An 18,057-nucleotide genomic window follows, 5' to 3' on the forward strand; every position below is an offset into this window, starting at 1 on the left:
ACTACTCTATGATGCCGGTTTCGCGTAAAACCTTCACAGCTGCCTCCTCCGATAACCCCTTTTCACCTAGAACGGTGTACCTCTCAGGTCTAATCGTGTGCGCGATTGTAAGCGCGCTAACTATCACCTCATCCGGTATTCCTAGATCCTTCGCGGTAGTCGGTAACCCAACTTTCTTTGCAACGCGCTTAATCCTCTTCCACAGAGGGTCACCGTAAATGTAGAGCATTATTATCGTTCCAAGAGCTACTGCTTCGCCGTGTAGGGCCTTTCCCGGTGCCAGTAGTTCTAGAGCATGAGCGAAGAGGTGCTCGCTACCGCTAGCCGGTCTGCTAGATCCTGCAATGCACATGGAAACCCCACTACTGATTAGGGCTTCAACCAGTATTCTTATGCCTTCTGGTGTGGCGGATGCTATCAGTTCGTGATACTTCATTGCGTGCTTGGCGCTGAGTAACGCTAGTTGTGCAGCGTACTCGCCGTAGTATTCTCCCCGCAATCTATGAGCCAGTGCCCAATCTCTCACGGACACGAATTTCCCTAGAAGATCTCCTAGACCCGACAACACCAGCCTACGCGGAGCCCTTGATACCAGCTCTATATCGGCAATAATCGAGTAGGGTACCGTCGTGTATACGCTGTAAGGCCTATTGGCGCCTTTCAGGCTTGAAAAGGGGCTCGCGACACCATCGTGGCTTGGAGCGAGTGGAATGCTTAACATGGGTATCTTAGCGACGTAGGCCACGTACTTGGCTATGTCTATGGCCTTGCCTCCCCCCACGCCGATTACGACATTTACCTTCCTTTTCACCACCTCTTCCGCTATGTGAGAGGCTGTTTTAACGCTAGGATCCTCGGCTTTCCACAAGTACGCCTCTGCGAGGTCCTTAACCATGTTCTCGACTACATGCCCGCCCGCTTTGTAGGTGTTCTCACCCGTTATGACCCCCACCTTCAGCCCGTCTACTTTCAGGTCCCCGAGCACCTCTACTACTTTACGTACTGCCCCGTTACCCACGATGACTTTCTTCGGGAGGAATATTTCGTGCACGTCGCCCATAATGCCCAGCTCACTTACATTAAACACAAGGGTATTCAAGAATAAAAACCCAGCTAACCTAGCTAAATCTAGGTGTTTCTATGAACTTGGAGTCGAAAACCACTACCGTGGGTATTACCTCCAGGGAGTATGTCGTACTAGCTGCAGATAAGAGGGCTACGGCGGGTCCCACTATATACCATAAGAACGTGAAAAAGATCGCGAGGATTACTGGTAGATCGGCGTTGACGATGTCGGGCCTCGTGGCGGATGCCCAGTTCATCGTCGAGAACGCGAGGTATTTCGCCAGGCAGTACGAAGTACACATGGGTAAAACACCTGGTATAAAAAGCATGGCGAACTACATGTCGCTACTACTCTCTACGTACCTTCGAGTGTATCCGTTCATAGTCCAGTTGCTACTAGGAGGCTATGACCACGAGGGCCCTCAACTCTACTACATAGACCTCTATGGTACAGTAACGCGAGAGAAGTACATGGCTACGGGAAGCGGTTCGCCAGTGGCTTTCGGAGTCTTAGAAGCGGGTTATCGCGATGACCTCAACGTAGAAGATGCTGTGGACTTAGCCATCAAGGCCGTCACGACAGCATTAATGAGAGACGGGTTCTCGGGTGAAGGCGTAGATATTGTTGTCATAGGCAGGGAGGGAGTAGTCTCCGAGAAAACGGTGTCGTTGAAAAAAACACTAATAAGTAGTAGTTAGTAAGGTCTTCAGTGGGTTCAGGTTTAAAAAGCCCATTTCCATATTATAGTGTGGTCTAACTGCCAGCACCACACTGTCCTCTAAAGGGGTTTTAAGTGGCATCAGGTAGGCTGATACTAGATAGAGGCAAGTTAATGCTACTAAAGAACATAATGGAAGAGATGCCGGGAGAGCTTGAACTATCCAGCATAGAGTTTGAAGGCCCCTTCATAGTAATATACGTTAAAAACAGGAGTGCACTGATCAAATACCCTCTCTTAGCCCAAAATATTGCGAAAAAAGTGCGCAAACGAATAGTAATTAGGGTTTCACCGGACGCTAGACTACCGCCTGAAGAAGCCAAGAAGAAGATAATCGAGTATTCACCCAAGGAAGCGGGCTTGGACCCCAACGGCATATTCTTCGACGAAGCTAGCGGAGAGGTCATAGTTAAAGCTGAAAAGCCCGGTCACCTCATAGGCAAGAATAACATGTTTAGAAACGTGTTACTGGCGGAAACCGGTTGGAGAGTGATACCGCTTAGAATAACGCCATTCGAGTCCAAGACCTTGAGGGAGGTGAACTCGGTACTACTCAAGCAGAATACGTATAGGCTGGATTTTCTAAGGTCTCTTGGTGAAAGGGTCCATAGGGATGTGATTTATAGAAACAACTATGTTAGGTTAACTGCTTTAGGCGGGTTCAGAGAGGTGGGTAGATCGGCAATCTTCGTGGAGACTAGGGAAAGCAAGATACTGCTAGACTTTGGAATAAACGTGGGGGCGTTGAGCGACCCCAATAAGGCCTATCCAATAATAGATGCACTAAAGATCGACGAGCTTGACGGGATAGTTGTAACGCACGCTCACCTAGACCACGTCGGTTTAGTACCATTGCTGTACAAGTACGGCTATAGAGGCCCAGTGTACGTCACTAAACCGACACGAGAATTAATGAGTATAATGTTGAAGGACTTAATAGAGGTTTCAAAGAAATCGGGGAGGTACCTACCTTACGGGGAAAAGGACATCGTTTCAACCCTCTTACACACCATTACAGTTGATTACGAGGAAGTGACTGATGTCGCGCCCGACATAAAGTTAACAATGTATGATGCAGGCCACCTGCTTGGATCCGCGATAATTCACTTACACATCGGTATGGGCCTCTACAACATCGTGTATACTGGGGACTTTAAATACGCGGACTCCAGGCTTTTAAACAAAGCGCACACGTCGTTCCCGCGAGCAGAGGCATTGATCATGGAGAGTACCTACGGAGCGACGCTACAAGAGTCGAGAACGCTGGCAGAAGCCAGGTTAGTGGAAATAGCGAAGAGAGTCATTGAACGCGGCGGCGTAATCCTCATACCGGTATTTGCAGCGGGCAGAGGGCAGGAAATGCTACTTATACTGAACAACGCGATGGAGCAGGGCTTGATACCGAGGGTGAACATCTACGTAGAGGGGCTCGTCAACGAGGTGACGGCAATACACATGCAATATCCTGAGTGTTTAAGTAAGAAGGTGAAAGAGGAGATCTACAACGGGGAAAACCCCTTTATTTCAGATAGCGTGAAAATAATAGAGGGGCCCGTTGCCAGACCGGATATAGTCGAGGACAGGCCTTCAATAATAATTGCGACAAACGGTATGCTGAATGGAGGACCAGCCGTTGACTACTTTAGGTTACTCGCTAACGATCCGCGCAACGCGATCGTATTTGTAGGTTACCAGGCGGAGGGGACCCTGGGCAGGGCTGTAAAGGATGGTGTAAAGGAGATTCCCGTAGTAGTGGAGAACAAGGTAGAAGTCGTTAAAGTACAGATGGAGGTTTACAGCATAGATGGGTTCAGCGGTCATAGTGATCAGAGGGAGCTCTTAACGTATGTTAAGGATCTAAACCCGAAACCGAAAGTTGTCATTTTAAAGCACGGCGAGGAAAACGCGATAGAGGCGCTAGCAACACTTCTAAAGAAAACGCGCGAAATAAGGCAATTCGTCCAACACATATACGCGCCTTCAAACCTCGACTCCATAAACCTAACAGCTATATAAGCAGTATGTAAATTCTACTAAGCTGGACTAGTAGGTGTCTTAGTTGGGTAAAAAAGTGCTTTTTCCGGGGAGGTTTCAGCCATTTCATAAAGGGCACCAAAGCGCTCTTGCCCAGCTACTCGAGGAATTTGACGAAATAATTGTAGCTATTGGTAGTGCACAGGAGGGCTACACGTGTAAAAACCCCTTTACAGCTGGTGAGCGCTGGGAAATGATATACCGCGTCGTGAAAAACGGCAACCTCGTTGGAAGGGTGTGGACCATACCCGTATCAGATATAAACATGCCACTAGCTTGGACCGCATACCTACTTTCACTAGTACCACGAGTGGACGCCGTGGCTTCTGGCAATTCCCAGATACTCTACCTGTTTGAATGGCTAGGGTTTAAGGTAAAGAAGATAAAGCTCGTTGAACCGGAGAGGTACCATGGAACGAGGATAAGAAACATAATGATATCTGGTAGCGACGAGTGGAGGGAACTCGTGCCTCCTGAGGTATCGGAGTACATCGATGAGATTAGAGGAGTTGAAAGGGTAAGGAGGCTGTGCATAGATGAGCATTCTCAGAATAGATGGCAGCATGGGTGAGGGAGGAGGGCAAATACTGAGATATGCATTAGCATTATCAGCACTGACTCTTAAATCCGTAGAGGTCTTTAACATTAGAGCCAAGAGAAGTAACCCGGGTCTCAGACCACAACACTTAACGGCGGTTAACGCGATCGCCGAGCTCACCGGTGCGGAGGTAGAAAACGCCCACGTGGGCAGTACGAGGCTCGTTTTCAAGCCTAGGGAGAGGCGTTGCGGGAACTTCGAGTTCAATATTGGTACCGCCGGTAGCACGTCTCTAATAATACAAGCGATCCTACCAGTACTCTTATTTAGCAACTGTAAATCGAAGGTGACGATTAAGGGAGGCACAGACGTACCTCTGAGCCCTCCAATAGACTACATGATCCGCGTATTCAGTTACAACATTAAACACTTCGGCGTGAGTGTAGACATAAAGTTGCAGAGGCGCGGACACTACCCGCGTGGTGGGGGATTAGTGGAAATCCACGTAACGCCTGTTAAGGATCCTCTAAGGCCAGTAAATAAAGTTTCGCGCGGAAACCCGGTGAAGCTGTACGTTGTTAGCCATTGCGTGAAGCTACCTCACCACGTGGCTAGGAGGCAGGCCGACTCTGCTACGAGAATACTGAGCAAGTTAATTAAGGTAGAGCCCATTATCGAGCTAGAAACTTACCCTCCAGAACGAGACCCCCACTTAGGTCCTGGAAGTGGTATAACGGTATACGTCGAGACGGATCATGACGTAAGGCTGGGAGGCGACTCCGTAGGCGAAAAGGGTAAACCAGCCGAGATAGTGGGCGAAGAAGCCGCTAAGCTGCTGATCGAGGACTACGAGACGGGGATGGCTTTTGACAGGCACATGGGTGACATGCTAGTACCATACATGTTCTTAGCGCAAGGTACCAGTAAAGTAGGCGTAGCCAGAGTGACCGCGCACTTAACTACAGCAATCGAAATAGCAAAGGTGTTCATTCCCGGAGCGGAGGTTAAAGTGGATGGGGAGCTTAATAGGCCTGGGATAGTGACAATCAGCGGTATCGGGTTCTATCCGTAAGGTGCTTTACTAGGATTTCGCGTACCTTATCTAGGTTAAAACCCGTCAAAGCCGAAATGGGGATGGGCCTTATACCAGTCGAGTTTTCAATCTCATTAATTGTACGCAACATCTGCTCCTTGTCTAGGAGGTCTACTTTACTTAGGAGCACCGTGATGGGCCTATCTCCGAGGACCCTTTTAACCATGTAATAAACGTTAAGCTGTTCTGCTAAGGTGTAGTAGAAGCCTGGATACGTCGCGAACAGGTAAAGCACGTGATCGGCTAAGTGCTTTATTGCCAGGATAGCCTTGTACTCGATTAAGTTCTTCTCCTCAAGAGGCGAGTCAAGAATGCCCGGCGAGTCTATGAGGACTACCCTGCCATAGGGTTCAACGAACATGTGACCTACAACAATAGTTTTCGTCGTAAACGGGTACGTCCCGATCTCAGGCCTCGCTACTGTAAGCTTTGAAAGTAACGTTGATTTGCCAACCTGGGGTAAGCCGACGATCACTACCGAATAGTCTCCCCTGACATCAGGCATTTTAGATATATCTCTCAAGTACTCTTTAAGCGCCAGTACTTTCCTATTAACTCTCCTATATAACGACAAGAGCTTGCCTGTGCCGGCTTTAAAAACATCCACCGCGCTCGGGTCGTTTTCACCGAGTTCGTCGAATTCCTTGACAACGTTTCTACGTATAATATCTGCCTGCTTCATCCGCCTTCTAACTAGGTATACTAATCGCTCAACGTCTTCGCCGGCATAGGCTTCAAGGAGCTCCGTGAAGAAGGCGCCAGAAGACTTTATTTCGAGCAGTACACGGTGCACAAGGCTTAGTTCCCCCTTTAAAACACTGTATACATACATGAACTTCCTTTTCATGAGGTCTCTGAAAGACCCCCCTCTAATTGCTTGGAATCGCTTTAAGTTTTCGTTTAAGTACTCGTAAAGCTCCCTGTACGTCTTTACGTGACATTTCTTGAAGTCTCGGGGACGTTTAGGATTCGTTAACATGTTCTCCACGCGGCTTCTTTTAGTTAGCTAATGTAATGCACTCATATAATCCACTACACGAATGCTTGGCATCTCTATAGAAATGAACTCTTGCAGCTTAAAATACTTAGGACTCGGTGCCGAGGCTTAGAGCCTTGTTATGCTTTCCTCGACATCTCTCACAGGCTTTCATCGATACGGGGCTTTTAAGATAGCTTCCAATACCTTTAACGCGCTAATGCGGTGAGAACAAAGCACATCGATGGAAACAAAACCATGTTTACACGTTTAAGCTATTCAAGACGTGCTTCTTTGCGATTTCTTCCCATATGTAACATTAAAAGCCTCTCAGCTAGTAAGCACAGCCTACGGTAACTGGTATCACTGATATTGAATACGCTGACTACTCTCTCCCTACTCGGATACCTCCCAGTTTTGAGCCTTACAGCTACCATATATGCCAGCGCATACTTGCTTCTCTCGCTCCTCGTCAAGTATGCGGGGTTAATCGAGTAGATGTGCTTAAGTCCCTCGTTCACGTCTTTCCAGTAATTGTGCGCTTCAATGTTCTTAAGGGCCTTTAATGAAGCCCTGGATGTAATTGCGTGGATAAACCTGCCCGTTTTGAAGACCCTGTCGAAGTCTATTTCAAGCCAGGGCTTACCCCTAGTTAGTCTTAGGCATTCCACGTACAGCCCGGCCCTATACCTGTATTCTCTCGAGGGTATTCGCTTAAGGCTTCTTGTACCTCTCCGCGCACTGCTCACCTCCACGTTACTAGCACCTGTCCTGTAATCAGGTAGCTCTAGTGAGGTCAACTTATCATGTACTAAACCGCACGTACTACATACTACCTCGCCGTGCTCATAATCCCACACTAAGAGTCCGCCGCAATGAGTACACTTCACTAAATCACCTGTCTGCCTTTATTTAGGCACCACCACTATTATGCCAGGCGCTACTTGAACCGCACTCCCGGGGGTTACCGAAAGTATTCCCTCAAGTAAACTATTTTACCTTCTTTTACCCCTTGTGCTAGTAAGGGGAGGGCTTTGAGCATCATACCTGGTACGGCTATAGGAATAAAAACGAGGGAGGGGGTCGTACTAATTAGCGAGAAAAGAGTTACCTATAACGGATTTGTTCTCAGTAAGCAGGCGAAGAAGGTCTACCCGATAACTAGCAGGGCGGGTGTTGCGTTCGCCGGTTTAATGGGCGACATAGGGTACCTAGCCAAGCTACTGAAGCTCGAAGCCAAGTACTATGAGCTACAGTACGGTAGGGAGATTAAAACGAGGGGGTTAGCTAAACTGCTATCAGTAATACTTTACAGCTATAAACTATTTCCAATGTTCACGGAAGTCGTTGTAGGTGGCTACGACGAGGAAGGACCATCCCTCTTTATACTAGACCCGGTGGGTAGCTTAATAGAAGAGCGCTATGCCGCGGTTGGCTCTGGTTCACAACTAGCCCTAGGTTACATCGAGCCTAGGTACAAGGATGAGCTGGGGCTAGAGGAGGCAGAAAAGATCGCTATTGAAGCTGTGAAAACTGTTATTGAAAGGGATGTGCTTTCAGGCGACGGTGTAGACCTAGTAGTGTTCACGAAACAAGGCTATACCACTAAGGAATACCTCTTCAAGACGTCTGCCGGTTAAAGGCTAAAGAATATCTATACGCTCCCCTACTATTTAGCTTAATAGAGGGCCCGTCGCCTAGCCAGGATAGGGCGCCGGCCTTCGGAGCCGGAGGACCCGGGTTCAAATCCCGGCGGGCCCGCGGAGCTGAAACCCATCTATTGGGCTCACGTACTTTGAGGGGGTGTGCAACGTCCTCTATACGATGTAATTCAGGATACTATATACTAATAAAGACGTAAAGTACGCTGTTACGTTTATTAATAGCACCGATTTGAGTACTAGTTTAAAGCTTTTCGTCTCGGAGTACATGGTCACCATGGTTGCGAGGCATGGAACATACAATGACACGAACACCGCCATCGCCACGATCGACGCTGGGGTTAGTTGGAGTACGGAGAACGCCTCCTTCACGGTAGTAGTACCTGTCGCCGAAATTAGAGTTGTTAGAAAGAGTTCCTTGGCAATAAAGCCCATTAACAACGCGTATGCAACTATCCACGCATTATCACCGACCACTCCAAGCGGCACTAGAAGAACACTAATACTGCGAGACGCGGTGGCGGCTAAACTCTCATTTACACTTCCCGTTAACCGCAAGCTATGGTTCGCGTTCACGAAGAACCAGGCCACGGCGTTAGCCGCCAAGATCACCATTCCCGCCTTGACTAAGAAGTGCTTTAAGTGAAACCACGCGTACCACCAGACAACCTTAAATATGGGCTTGTGCACTGGAGGGAGTTCGAGGAGTATTTCCGGGGTAATGGCCTCGCCGAGCCTCTCAGCCAATTTATAGAGAACCCAGTTGATCATTATGAGAACCGTAAAGGACACTACGTAGGCCAGTGGGAGAAGGGCTACGCCCGCGAAGCCCCCGAGAGAACTAGCAATAGCTAGGAGAATGATTAGTCTGGCCTGGCAGGGAATGAACGAAAGCAACATTACTAACCTTACCCTCTCCACCTCATTAGGAGTCGCCCTCGTGGCGAGAATGCCGGGCACGTTACAGCCAAAGGAAAGCGTTATTGGAAGCAATGCATGGCCTGAAAGCCCCACTTTCTGGGCTAGTGCATGTAAACCCACGGCTATTCGCGGCATCAGTCCCGAATCCTCTAGCATGCCGATTACGACGAGGACCAGCAGTATTAAGGGGGTGAACAGCAGTATCACCGATACTCCGCCTAGAACAGCCTCTACGAGAAATCGTGAAATCGTCGTGTACCCAGCAATGCTATAAATACCCCTCGACAAGGCCTCTAGAGCGCGTTCCATCATACTAAATAGACTGTGCTCGCTTAACCACATAGAGGCTTGGTGTAACCCCATGCTTTCAAATAATGCAGTTAACGGGTACCCGGTATTTACAACGAAGACGGTCACGAAGATCGATATTAACAGCGCCAAGGACACCAATGGCGCTAAATATGGATTATAAAACACCCGCAAAAGCCTCCCTTCCCGGCGGGTTTGTATGCACTTCCTTATTACAGCACCTCTTACAATAGACTCTACAAACTCGAATCTCTTCCTCGACATCAAAGCAGCTAGGTCTTGCCCGGACCTCTTGATGGCTTCTTCCCTGATTCCTTTGAGCCTTTCATAAAGGTCTTTACCGAGAGCCTCAAGCTGCTTGGTTACTTCGGGGTCTCCTTCAAGGTACTTTATTGCCGCCCATCGGTGTGGATAGTTTAGTTTAATGTTAGCTTCCTGGAGTATGGAGGTTAATGACTCTATGAAAGTGTTCAGCTCGCCGTAATTTACGAGTAGCAGTTTGTTCTCTACTTCAGCGTAGCGCACTACACTATTGAGTAATTCTCTTAATCCAAGACCCTTAACGGCGGAGACCGGGATCACTGGGGCTCCAAGGGCTTTTTCGAGTAGTTCGTAGTTTATGTGGATCCCTTTACTGTGAGCTTCATCTACTTTTGTAACGGCTACAACTGCCTTTCCGGTCAACTCTAGCACCTCTATCGCTAAGTACATTGTCCTCTCCAGCGCTAAGGAGTCCACTAAGACGATCACGAGATCCGGCTTGTCCTTCAATATGAAGTCTCTGCTGATCTTTTCTTCGAGGGTAGAGTACGTCAGCCCGTACACGCCCGGTAGGTCCACTACTACGACTTCGTGATCACCATAGGTGACGGTGGCTTCGTGCTTTTCTACGGTCGTGCCAGGCCAGTTCGTTACGATCACGTGTCCACGAGTAATAGCGTTGAAGAGCGTGGACTTGCCGACGTTAGGCTGACCTATTAGCGCTACAAGTAGCCTCTTCACTCTTTAATTACCTCTACGAGAATGCTCCTGGCTATTCCACGCCCGAGAGAGACTTCTATGTCCCGGATCCTCACAACTACTGGCCCGTACCCATTATTAGCAACAACTTCCAGCTCCGTTCCAGGCGTTAATCCCATATAGTATAGTCTGCGGGCAATACCTCCCTTATGTAAGATTTCCTTTACAACCGCCCTTGAACCGCTCTTCACGAGGTCCAAGCTCGTGGCGTTTTGCAAAGCAAGCACCTCTCGATAAACCCTATGGCTGGGAACTTTATAAATTTGGACACGTCTAAATTTTTGAAACTCTTCCCTAGGCTACGCGTCGTTAAGGGACCTGCAACTGACGTAAACAAACCGTGCATAGTAGCTTGGAACTTCAATCCGTCGTTTATCCTTCAACTCGATTACGACTCCCTCACTCGCGTGCTCAACGATGACTATTGGATCGAAAACCCGCATCCCCGCGTTGTAAATATACTCGAGGACTTCTGCAAACTCGCCCGCGATTTTTTTAATAGTACATATCTGGCCTTTCCGAGTACTATTTAGGTTCATGAGTTCCTCGATCTCGCGCTTACCAATTACACCTGGAATGCTATTACCGTGAGGGCAGAGCGCAGGTTTACTTACAATTGTAAACATGCGCTCAATAATGATGTCTGGTAAGTGTTCCAAGTGGTGGGCGTAAAGGTGCGACTCCAGCTCATTGAACCCCAGTACCTTGAGTAGGAAAACCTCAGCTATTCTATGCTTTCGAACAATCTCCTCTGCGATCCTTTTACCCGTGCTAGTTAGCTTGACGTATCTATACCTCTCTCTTCTAACTAGGTCCCCGTCTTCCATCTTTCTTATGATCTTCGAAACCGTTGCAGGGGAAACTTTTAATTCCCTAGATATGTCGGTGATCCTCGCGGATCCGAAGGCTTCTTCAAGCCTATATATCGTGGTTAAGTAGTCTTCGAGCCTGGCCCTCGTCGTTTTAGGCTTTGACATCCGTACACCTACTACACTACTAGAATCACTATAGAATTTAAAAAGCCGTAATGCATAAGAGCATGAAGTAGAGGTGTATAACGCGTGCCTAAGGAAATCACAAACCCCGAGGAATTCATAGCGATCACGGAGAGGGCAACTGAGTGTAGAGTCATTAAACTGGAAAAGGAGGGAGTGGCGAAGGTTAAGGCTAGAACCTCAAGATACCTCTATACCATAAAAATTCCTTTAAACGAGCTTGACGGGTTTTTGAAGAAGCTTAAATGCCAAAACGTAAGGTTCATCGAGTAGCAGAGCGGAGAACGACGCAGAGCCGGGGGCGGGATTCGAACCCGCGGTAAAACGGGTATCTGAGCCCCTAGTTAGCTATAAGCCCTGCAGCCCGCCGCCTTAGGCCGCTCGGCCACCCCGGCTTCCATGTATACTACTGCATTTTACCACTTTATAAAGCTAAAAAAGTCGACTGGCTGAGAGGATGGGGCAATCCGCCCCCTCCTCATCCTGCCTCCGGTACAGCGGAGGTGTCGTAGGGGTACCGGGGTATATCGATAAGTATGTTTTGACAGCGGGGTAAAATAGTTTTACGTTATTTAATCTGCAGTTATCGCATCTTGATTACTTCACGTCAAGCTCGCTCGTTTTAGCTACTTTTATGTTTAACACGGCTTCCGCTATGCCGTTAGAGTACCTGGCAATCCTCTTCACGCCGTCTAGGATCAACGTTACCGTTACCTTTTCCTTGGCGTCTGCGGCCGCTACAAGGACTTTGTTGTACAGGGTATCCTCGATTTCGTTAACTATTTTCCTGCTTTCCGAGATGACGTCTTCGGCCTCTCTTCTGCTACAGGTGTAGAGTGCATTCATAGCCTTGTTGAATAGCTCTGCGTCTTTTAACAAGAACTCGTTTACGAGTTCGGGGTTTTTCAGCCCGTTCACGGCTAAAACTCTTTTCGCGATATTAACGACGTGATCCGCTATTCTCTCAAGGTTTCTCGCTATAATCCTGTAACTTAGGATTTCTGTAATGTTTGTTATTCCTAGCTCGTGCTGTATCCTTATGTCAAGAAGCGCTGTAGATAGTTCTCTTACAATCATGTGGTGGAATCTGTCCGCCTCGTCGTCTCTCTGTATAATGCCGTATGCTATGCCCAAGTCACCAGTTTTTAGCATATTTATGGAGTCCTGGAGCATGCTATTCACTATCAAGTGTAGCCTCCTAATTGCGCTCATTAAGGGTAATTCATGAATATTGAGTAACACTTTTAACATCACGCTGTTGTACGTTTCCTCAATTACTTCTATTCCAGGGAGCTTTGCACGGATCAGGTTCTTAATGTCGCTGATGTATTTAGCTAACTCGGTGGTAGACTTGTCGAAAACAATTGCTATTATGTTGTAACCTGATGTATACGCTCCTAGCACGCTTCGAAATACCTGTGCCACGTCGGTAACCGTAGGGTGAACCTTAATCGTTATCTTAAGTTGTGAAGGCTCCGCCGAGGGCGGGGTTATTATCAGCTTGTTACCAAGCTTTTCTACGATTACGTAGTCCCCACTCTTGAGTTTGACGGCCTCTACCCACTCTTTCGGTAAAGTAATGATAAATGAGGACGAACCTGTCCTTTGAACACGCCTTCTCTCTATTCTAGACATGGATTGTCTACCCACATATGTTAATACGGTCTAATAGTACTTAGCTATACTAATCATGATTATAAAGCACCTTATAAATACAACTATATAGGCATTAGCTATACCCATACTGTACATTTAGGGCGTTGATTGAAAGCATTTTCTAAGTGTGTGTTATGGGCCCGCGGGGATTTGAACCCCGGACCTCCGCCTCTCCAAGTGGGCTTGTAAGGGCGGCGTCCTAACCAGGCTAGACGACGGGCCCCTTACATTTCTTCCTTAAATCTTAGGAGTATAGTAGGTTTTAAAAGCGTTTCATCCTCGATGTACTCATTCGCATCACGTCTGCGACATGTAGTTCTCTACCTTACGTGTTTCCATGCACCGTACAGAGTTCTTGGTGCTTAAGATGAGAACGCGGGTGTCTTCCAGTAATCTGAACGCTATATCTACCTTGTGCCTTACACCCGGTATTAGGGGATCGGGGTAGTCGAGGAGCCTTAAACCACTGTATATGGCTTCCATGACGTTTAGGTACTTTTCGGCCTCAGAAATTCTTAGCTCATTCAGCAACTTGATGATAAGTCGCCTTAATTCACCTACAAGGTCTCCTAAACCCTGCAAATAAGGCACAATAGGTACCTTTAATTCATCGAACGCGGGGACGTTACTCTCCACCACGATGGAGTAAAAGAGGTGCGCTTCAACGTACTCGCTTAGCCCGTTATACGTTAGCCCAGAGTACTTTAGGTCGTGGTGTCTTTCAACAAGATTTAGCAGTTTTTCTACCAGTTCACGCGCCTTAAGGAGGCTTGACTTCGCTTCTTCCTGCTTACCGCCATGAACACTGTTTATGGCGCTACCTGACAGCCTTATAATCTCGCGTGTTAATTTAATCAATTCCTCCCTGACGGCGTCCTTCTCTCTAAGAGCGTTATCTATTCTCTCTACATCCCTAGCAATAGTGTTGGTAAGTCTATGTATAAGGGGCTCCACAGGCCTTCACCGCTCTCTTAAAATTAGCATTAACACTAACAAAACTTTTAAGGTGCTACAAAGGAAATATCTACAGCGGAGTACCCGCCGTAGCTCAGCGGTAGAGCGCCCGGCTGTAGTGAGGGCGGGCACCGGGTGGTCGGGGGTTCGAGTCCCCCCGGCGGGATTTAATCCCAGCTAACGGTTCTGAGCTAGTAACAGCAATTTACTAACTTTGGATCACTGCCATTTCGCGGCTAAGTCGCTAGAAGGATTCAGCACGGCTCTTCTACATCACGTGTCAGGTTCGCGGTTGTACATCATCAACCGCATATTAATGGTTTCGTAATCTCATAAACCTTTTCTTTAAACAGCTTTCGATCGAGTTCTAGCGCCCTCGCGCGCCCATTAAGACTTAGCATGTTCCAGAGATGCTGGTTCTCTGCGATGTCTTTTATGGTACAATAAGCCTCCTTCACGGACCTATAAGGTCTCGCTACCAGTGGGTTTTGCTGAGCTACATCTATCCAGGTCCCAGAATCTACGGGTACTATAGCCGGCGTACCGGCAGCCATGGCCTCGACAACGCTTATGCCGAAATGCTCCTTGGGCGTTACGTGTATGTATGCCAGGGCGGTCCTGTATAGTTCTATGAGGTCTTCCCTTGATATGTTAACGAGTATGTCGAGGTAGTCGTCTACGCGCTCCTTTAAGGCCAGTTCTACCAGGGCATCGTACAGCGGTTTATTGTAACTCGAGAGGACACCTACAACCGTAACCCTGATACCGTGTTTCTTGAGCAACTTAGCGAGATAAATTGCCCTTTCCGGCCTTTTCTCGGGGCTTATACGCGAGACAGTGAGTACGTATTTGCCTCTCTCAGAATAGGGTAGTGGTTCCTTGTTACTGATGTTATCCAGGTTCACGGGGGGGTGTATGACTATTGGATTTACTCTCAAGTACTTCTTGAAAAACACCGCTGTAAACCACGAATTAGCCAGGTAGAGCTTCACCTTTCGCGCTAGAACAGGAAACGCTATTGTATTGGTAAGCGAGTAGACCTTGCCGAATAGGTCAAATACTCCGTGTAGCGGGGAGTAGTATGTCCTGTAATCTAGGAAGAACGGGTAATGCAGGTACATCACATCCCCAGCACCTGAAAGTACGTCTCCACTCGTATTGATGACCACTAGTTCGGAGGTTTTAGGCTCACCTATGCCTATACCTACCAGCTCCTTCTTGTTAACTCCGAAGAACTCCGCTAGCCTAAGCAGCTCGCAACGAGACGTTATAAAGGGACTATCTATGTAGGTCTCTAAACCGCGCTCCGCGAATGCTATTGCAGTCTCCAGCATTACATAGTGTGAGCCGCCGATGCCCATTAAGTGAGCGTTTAGCATGTGGTGCCGTACAATAACGCTCTTCACTTCACGGTACCTCATGGTAGTACAGTCGTGCAGAAACCCCGCTCGATGAGGGCAGCTTTAAGGAACTCTGCATTACTTGAACGAGAACCATCAACCACCACCAGCTTCGGGCTCGCTAGCTCAACGTACTTAATTAGGTCCGTAAAATCCGCATGATCGCTGAGAGAGACCACATAGGTGTAATCGTCGACTTTCACGAACGGATCCTTCGTGAACCTACCGGTCAGCACTATGTGGAGCCCGCTACCGTCTAATCTCCTGTTATATGCGGTATTGAAGTGCTTGAACACTATAAGCCCGTTTTTAGAATTCACTGGGTCGCGCTCCCGGTAATACCGTCCATAGTTAAATCCGTACTTTTCTTCGAGTATTTTCGTCGCCTTATGCACCCTTTCCGGCAAAATGAATGGGGACTTTATCCCCCCCGCTCGAAGGATTGTCATGGCTTCTTGCATCTTGCCGTGATAGGCATATATGTAGACCCTTCTATACTTCGCGAGCCCTTCTACGACAAGGTCCACTAGTATCTGTGGAATACTCTCTTTAAAGGACCGTACTTGGAGGGGGTTACCATAAGTGGCCTCAGTGATTAAGACGTCTAAGCCTTCCATGATGTCTGTTTTATCCGTTAGTTTGAAGTCCCCCGTATAACCGACCTTGAGATCCCCGTTTTTCAGCTTAACCAGCACTTGTGCGGAGCCCGGTATGTGATCAGACTTGTAAAACTCCAGCCGATCTCCATTAAACGAGAACTCCTGGTGGTACGCTAGCGGCACGCCTTTACTCTTCAAGAGTGGGGAGAGGTCCCGGCTAACGTAGCTTAGTGCCTCTATGAGGTCGAGTGTAATGGGAGACGCTACCACGTGCTTAGAGTACTTCAAACTGCTCTCAATGTCTCGTACATGGTCTGCATGAGCGTGCGTTATCACCCTGACCGGTTTTTCCGAGAAACCGTCTATGGAGAAGTTTGTACCAATTATAACTGCGCCATTGCTGAGTACATTAACGTGTTTTAGATACTCTCCGTACCTGTAGACGCAGAGCTCTTTACTCAACGTTACCAGCCATCACGGAATAGTACTTTGCAGAAACCTCCACTTCCTAGTCTTCGAGTCAAATATTAGGAGGTTATCACTATATAATGCTTTCCAAAGCTCGTAGCCCTTATCACCAAGCGTAGCCAGCACGTCCTCCTCTTTATTAGAATTCACCTCTTCGAGTAGCTTGTGCTTAAACACCTGCCAAAAGTCAGGGTCAACCGCTACGCGTTCTCGATTCAATTTAAGGACAACGATACCAGCTCGCTCGAAGTGAGCGAAGAGCCTATCCCTCTGTACCCTGGCGGGCAATCTGCTTTCAAAAAGCACTTTTTCCTCTTTTAGTCTCTCGATGGCAGTTTTTCGCGGTCGTGTTTCAACGACCGTTCTTGCCCTTCCAGCTTCCACCTCGCGAAGCGATGACTCGAGGGCACTTACACGCTGCTCCACCGCTTCCAGCTTCTCGTAAAGCTCTACAACCTGCCTTCTCAGCCCCTCAACAACTGATATTCTCCTGTTCAGCTCGTCTTGTAGGTACCTTTCAAGCCTCGTTTTGAGCTTTTCCACGAGCTCGTCTAACGGTGGTACCCGCTGAGACCTGGCTAAGTTTACCAAGATGGATGCTACGTAGTCTGGTACACTTAGGTACCCCTCCTTCTTAGCTAGTTCCTCGAGTACGACGTATATGTCCTCTGGGACCTGTACTTTGATCTCTTTAACACGGCTTTCCGACTTCATGGACCATACTCCACTCTTAACCTACCTTAATCTATTTACCTAGCTATACTAAAATAGGAGGGGTTTCCGGTGTTGTACGTGCTTTACAGCGATGCGCATTTACATGTAAATCCGTTAAAAGGCCTCGGTGCTGAGAAAATCGCAAAGAAGTTTAGAAGTAGAGGGGGCTGGTTCATCGCAATAGTAGGGCTCCCACCGTACCATTACGGCTTCGTAGAGCCCAGCGTAGAATCCTATAGAAAGGTGCTTGATCTAGTTAGTAAGGAAGCCGCGAAGGCGGAGGAGCGGGGACTAGAAGTTAGCAGGTTCGTGGGGGTACACCCAGCAGAAATAGACAACTATTATAGGCAGGGGTTAAAACCAGAGAAACTGCTTCCTCTCTTAGAAGGCGTCTTTAAGCTTTTTGAAGACGCGTTGAAAAACGGCCTCGTTGACGGTATTGGAGAAGTAGGGCGCCAACACTATGGTACTAGCCCTGAGAGGCTCGTGTTCTCGGAGATGGTAATGGTCCGTGCACTAGTCCTAGTGCGCGATTACGGGGTCCCCGTACAGCTACACCTAGAGCAGGGTGGCTTTGCAACGGCCTATTCGGTCAAAACGCTAGCTAACCTAGTTAAAGCTGATCTGGGTAAAGTCGTAATGCATCATGTAAACCTCGAAACAGCCAGATGGGCCGAGGAACTCGACATACCGTTTACGGCCCCCATTAAACAGTTTAACGAAGAATATGCTAAGCGCCGGTGGAGGTACTGCATGCTAGAATCGGACTTCCTAGACGACCCCTCCAAGCCTGGCGCTTCCGCTTATCCGTGGGAAATACCAGATGTTATCGAAAGCCTTATAAAGCATGGTCTACTAAGCGAAGAGCAGGCCTACAAGATGCTACTTGACAACGTCATAAAATACTTCAACGCGAAACCGCCGTGAAGGGTAGT

Annotated in this window: 18 protein-coding genes and 4 tRNA genes; 9 read left to right on the forward strand and 13 right to left on the reverse strand. The window is 48.0% G+C overall.

Annotated features, from left to right (window positions below; translation table 11 throughout):
- Position 1: 1 nt before the first annotated feature.
- Entirely contained in the window at positions 2–1,060 is a 1,059-nt protein-coding gene (locus tag QXU03_04460; protein MEM2170994.1) for an NAD(P)-dependent glycerol-1-phosphate dehydrogenase, read from the reverse strand.
- Positions 1,061–1,140: 80 nt separating this feature from the next.
- Between QXU03_04460 and QXU03_04465 the strand changes: the two genes are divergently transcribed.
- The 4 genes from QXU03_04465 to rtcA all read left to right on the forward strand — a co-directional run bounded on the left by QXU03_04465 (position 1,141) and on the right by rtcA (position 5,428).
- Positions 1,141–1,764 (forward strand): proteasome subunit beta, encoded by a 624-nt coding sequence (locus tag QXU03_04465; GenBank protein ID MEM2170995.1) that lies wholly within the window; start codon positions 1,141–1,143, stop codon positions 1,762–1,764.
- A gap of 95 nt (positions 1,765–1,859) precedes the next feature.
- Positions 1,860–3,800, forward strand: coding sequence for a beta-CASP ribonuclease aCPSF1 (locus QXU03_04470; protein MEM2170996.1), 1,941 nt, complete (start codon positions 1,860–1,862; stop codon positions 3,798–3,800).
- A 43-nt stretch (positions 3,801–3,843) separates the two neighbouring features.
- Positions 3,844–4,389: a nicotinamide-nucleotide adenylyltransferase gene (locus QXU03_04475; protein MEM2170997.1), complete on the forward strand. Its 546-nt coding sequence runs from the start codon at positions 3,844–3,846 to the stop codon at positions 4,387–4,389.
- Positions 4,355–5,428: an RNA 3'-terminal phosphate cyclase gene (gene rtcA / locus QXU03_04480; GenBank protein ID MEM2170998.1), complete on the forward strand. Its 1,074-nt coding sequence runs from the start codon at positions 4,355–4,357 to the stop codon at positions 5,426–5,428. The genes QXU03_04475 and rtcA overlap by 35 nt, the downstream gene beginning before the upstream one ends.
- Here rtcA and QXU03_04485 read toward each other — a convergent pair.
- Together QXU03_04485 and QXU03_04490 are read right to left on the reverse strand one after the other, a co-directional pair.
- Positions 5,403–6,428 (reverse strand): GTPase, encoded by a 1,026-nt coding sequence (locus QXU03_04485; protein MEM2170999.1) that lies wholly within the window; start codon positions 6,426–6,428, stop codon positions 5,403–5,405. The two genes, rtcA and QXU03_04485, sit on opposite strands and share 26 nt — an antisense overlap.
- A 272-nt stretch (positions 6,429–6,700) precedes the next feature.
- A complete protein-coding gene (locus tag QXU03_04490) occupies positions 6,701–7,315 on the reverse strand; it encodes a TFIIB-type zinc ribbon-containing protein (protein ID MEM2171000.1) in 615 nt (204 codons plus the stop codon).
- Between the two features lie 144 nt (positions 7,316–7,459).
- Between QXU03_04490 and QXU03_04495 the strand changes: the two genes are divergently transcribed.
- Positions 7,460–8,065, forward strand: coding sequence for a proteasome subunit beta (locus QXU03_04495; protein ID MEM2171001.1), 606 nt, complete (start codon positions 7,460–7,462; stop codon positions 8,063–8,065).
- A gap of 46 nt (positions 8,066–8,111) precedes the next feature.
- Positions 8,112–8,186, forward strand: a tRNA-Arg gene (locus QXU03_04500).
- A gap of 56 nt (positions 8,187–8,242) precedes the next feature.
- Here the strand turns inward: QXU03_04500 and feoB are convergent.
- The 3 genes from feoB to QXU03_04515 form a co-directional block, all read right to left on the reverse strand.
- Positions 8,243–10,318: a ferrous iron transport protein B gene (feoB, locus tag QXU03_04505; GenBank protein ID MEM2171002.1), complete on the reverse strand. Its 2,076-nt coding sequence runs from the start codon at positions 10,316–10,318 to the stop codon at positions 8,243–8,245.
- Positions 10,315–10,563: a ferrous iron transport protein A gene (locus QXU03_04510; GenBank protein MEM2171003.1), complete on the reverse strand. Its 249-nt coding sequence runs from the start codon at positions 10,561–10,563 to the stop codon at positions 10,315–10,317. Before QXU03_04510 ends, feoB begins: the two co-directional genes overlap by 4 nt.
- A 72-nt stretch (positions 10,564–10,635) precedes the next feature.
- A complete protein-coding gene (locus tag QXU03_04515) occupies positions 10,636–11,313 on the reverse strand; it encodes a metal-dependent transcriptional regulator (protein ID MEM2171004.1) in 678 nt (225 codons plus the stop codon).
- An 84-nt stretch (positions 11,314–11,397) separates the two neighbouring features.
- Here QXU03_04515 and QXU03_04520 point away from each other — a divergent pair, with 84 nt between their 5' ends.
- Complete coding sequence (locus tag QXU03_04520; GenBank protein ID MEM2171005.1) at positions 11,398–11,604, forward strand: 5'-nucleotidase; 207 nt, start codon at positions 11,398–11,400, stop codon at positions 11,602–11,604.
- 20 nt (positions 11,605–11,624) lie between these two features.
- Here QXU03_04520 and QXU03_04525 read toward each other — a convergent pair.
- The 4 genes from QXU03_04525 to QXU03_04540 all read right to left on the reverse strand — a co-directional run bounded on the left by QXU03_04525 (position 11,625) and on the right by QXU03_04540 (position 13,941).
- Positions 11,625–11,726 (reverse strand) — tRNA-Cys (locus tag QXU03_04525).
- 202 nt (positions 11,727–11,928) lie between these two features.
- Positions 11,929–12,966: a PhoU domain-containing protein gene (locus tag QXU03_04530; GenBank protein ID MEM2171006.1), complete on the reverse strand. Its 1,038-nt coding sequence runs from the start codon at positions 12,964–12,966 to the stop codon at positions 11,929–11,931.
- 156 nt (positions 12,967–13,122) lie between these two features.
- A tRNA-Val gene (locus tag QXU03_04535) sits at positions 13,123–13,210 on the reverse strand.
- A gap of 74 nt (positions 13,211–13,284) precedes the next feature.
- Entirely contained in the window at positions 13,285–13,941 is a 657-nt protein-coding gene (locus QXU03_04540; GenBank protein ID MEM2171007.1) for a haloacid dehalogenase, read from the reverse strand.
- An 83-nt stretch (positions 13,942–14,024) separates the two neighbouring features.
- Here QXU03_04540 and QXU03_04545 point away from each other — a divergent pair.
- Positions 14,025–14,107 (forward strand) — tRNA-Tyr (locus QXU03_04545).
- Between the two features lie 136 nt (positions 14,108–14,243).
- On the opposite strand, the gene QXU03_04550 is transcribed toward QXU03_04545, so the two are convergent.
- From QXU03_04550 to QXU03_04560, 3 genes are read right to left on the reverse strand one after another with little or no spacing between them, the layout of a single operon-like run.
- Complete coding sequence (locus QXU03_04550) at positions 14,244–15,347, reverse strand: glycosyltransferase (protein MEM2171008.1); 1,104 nt, start codon at positions 15,345–15,347, stop codon at positions 14,244–14,246.
- An 11-nt stretch (positions 15,348–15,358) separates the two neighbouring features.
- Positions 15,359–16,402 (reverse strand): MBL fold metallo-hydrolase, encoded by a 1,044-nt coding sequence (locus tag QXU03_04555; protein MEM2171009.1) that lies wholly within the window; start codon positions 16,400–16,402, stop codon positions 15,359–15,361.
- A 12-nt stretch (positions 16,403–16,414) separates the two neighbouring features.
- Positions 16,415–17,122 carry a CopG family transcriptional regulator gene (locus QXU03_04560; protein ID MEM2171010.1) on the reverse strand — a complete coding sequence of 236 codons (708 nt, stop codon included), beginning with the start codon at positions 17,120–17,122 and terminating at the stop codon, positions 16,415–16,417.
- A gap of 69 nt (positions 17,123–17,191) precedes the next feature.
- On the opposite strand from QXU03_04560, the gene QXU03_04565 reads away from it, so the two are divergent.
- Positions 17,192–18,049: a TatD family hydrolase gene (locus tag QXU03_04565; GenBank protein MEM2171011.1), complete on the forward strand. Its 858-nt coding sequence runs from the start codon at positions 17,192–17,194 to the stop codon at positions 18,047–18,049.
- The last annotated feature ends 8 nt before the right edge of the window (positions 18,050–18,057 follow it).

It is taken from the genome of Desulfurococcaceae archaeon (assembly GCA_038845865.1).
GTDB lineage: Archaea > Thermoproteota > Thermoprotei_A > Sulfolobales > Desulfurococcaceae > UBA285.

Excerpts from the sequence above, each read along its gene's own strand:
- QXU03_04560 (MEM2171010.1), bottom strand. The coding sequence starts at position 17,122 with ATGAAGTCGGAAAGCCGTGTTAAAGAGATCAAAGTACAGGTCCCAGAG.
- QXU03_04530 (MEM2171006.1), bottom strand. The coding sequence starts at position 12,966 with ATGTCTAGAATAGAGAGAAGGCGTGTTCAAAGGACAGGTTCGTCCTCA.
- QXU03_04465 (MEM2170995.1), top strand. The coding sequence starts at position 1,141 with ATGAACTTGGAGTCGAAAACCACTACCGTGGGTATTACCTCCAGGGAG.
- QXU03_04460 (MEM2170994.1), bottom strand. The coding sequence starts at position 1,060 with ATGGGCGACGTGCACGAAATATTCCTCCCGAAGAAAGTCATCGTGGGT.
- QXU03_04485 (MEM2170999.1), bottom strand. The coding sequence starts at position 6,428 with ATGTTAACGAATCCTAAACGTCCCCGAGACTTCAAGAAATGTCACGTA.
- rtcA (MEM2170998.1), top strand. The coding sequence starts at position 4,355 with ATGAGCATTCTCAGAATAGATGGCAGCATGGGTGAGGGAGGAGGGCAA.
- QXU03_04515 (MEM2171004.1), bottom strand. The coding sequence starts at position 11,313 with ATGTCAAAGCCTAAAACGACGAGGGCCAGGCTCGAAGACTACTTAACC.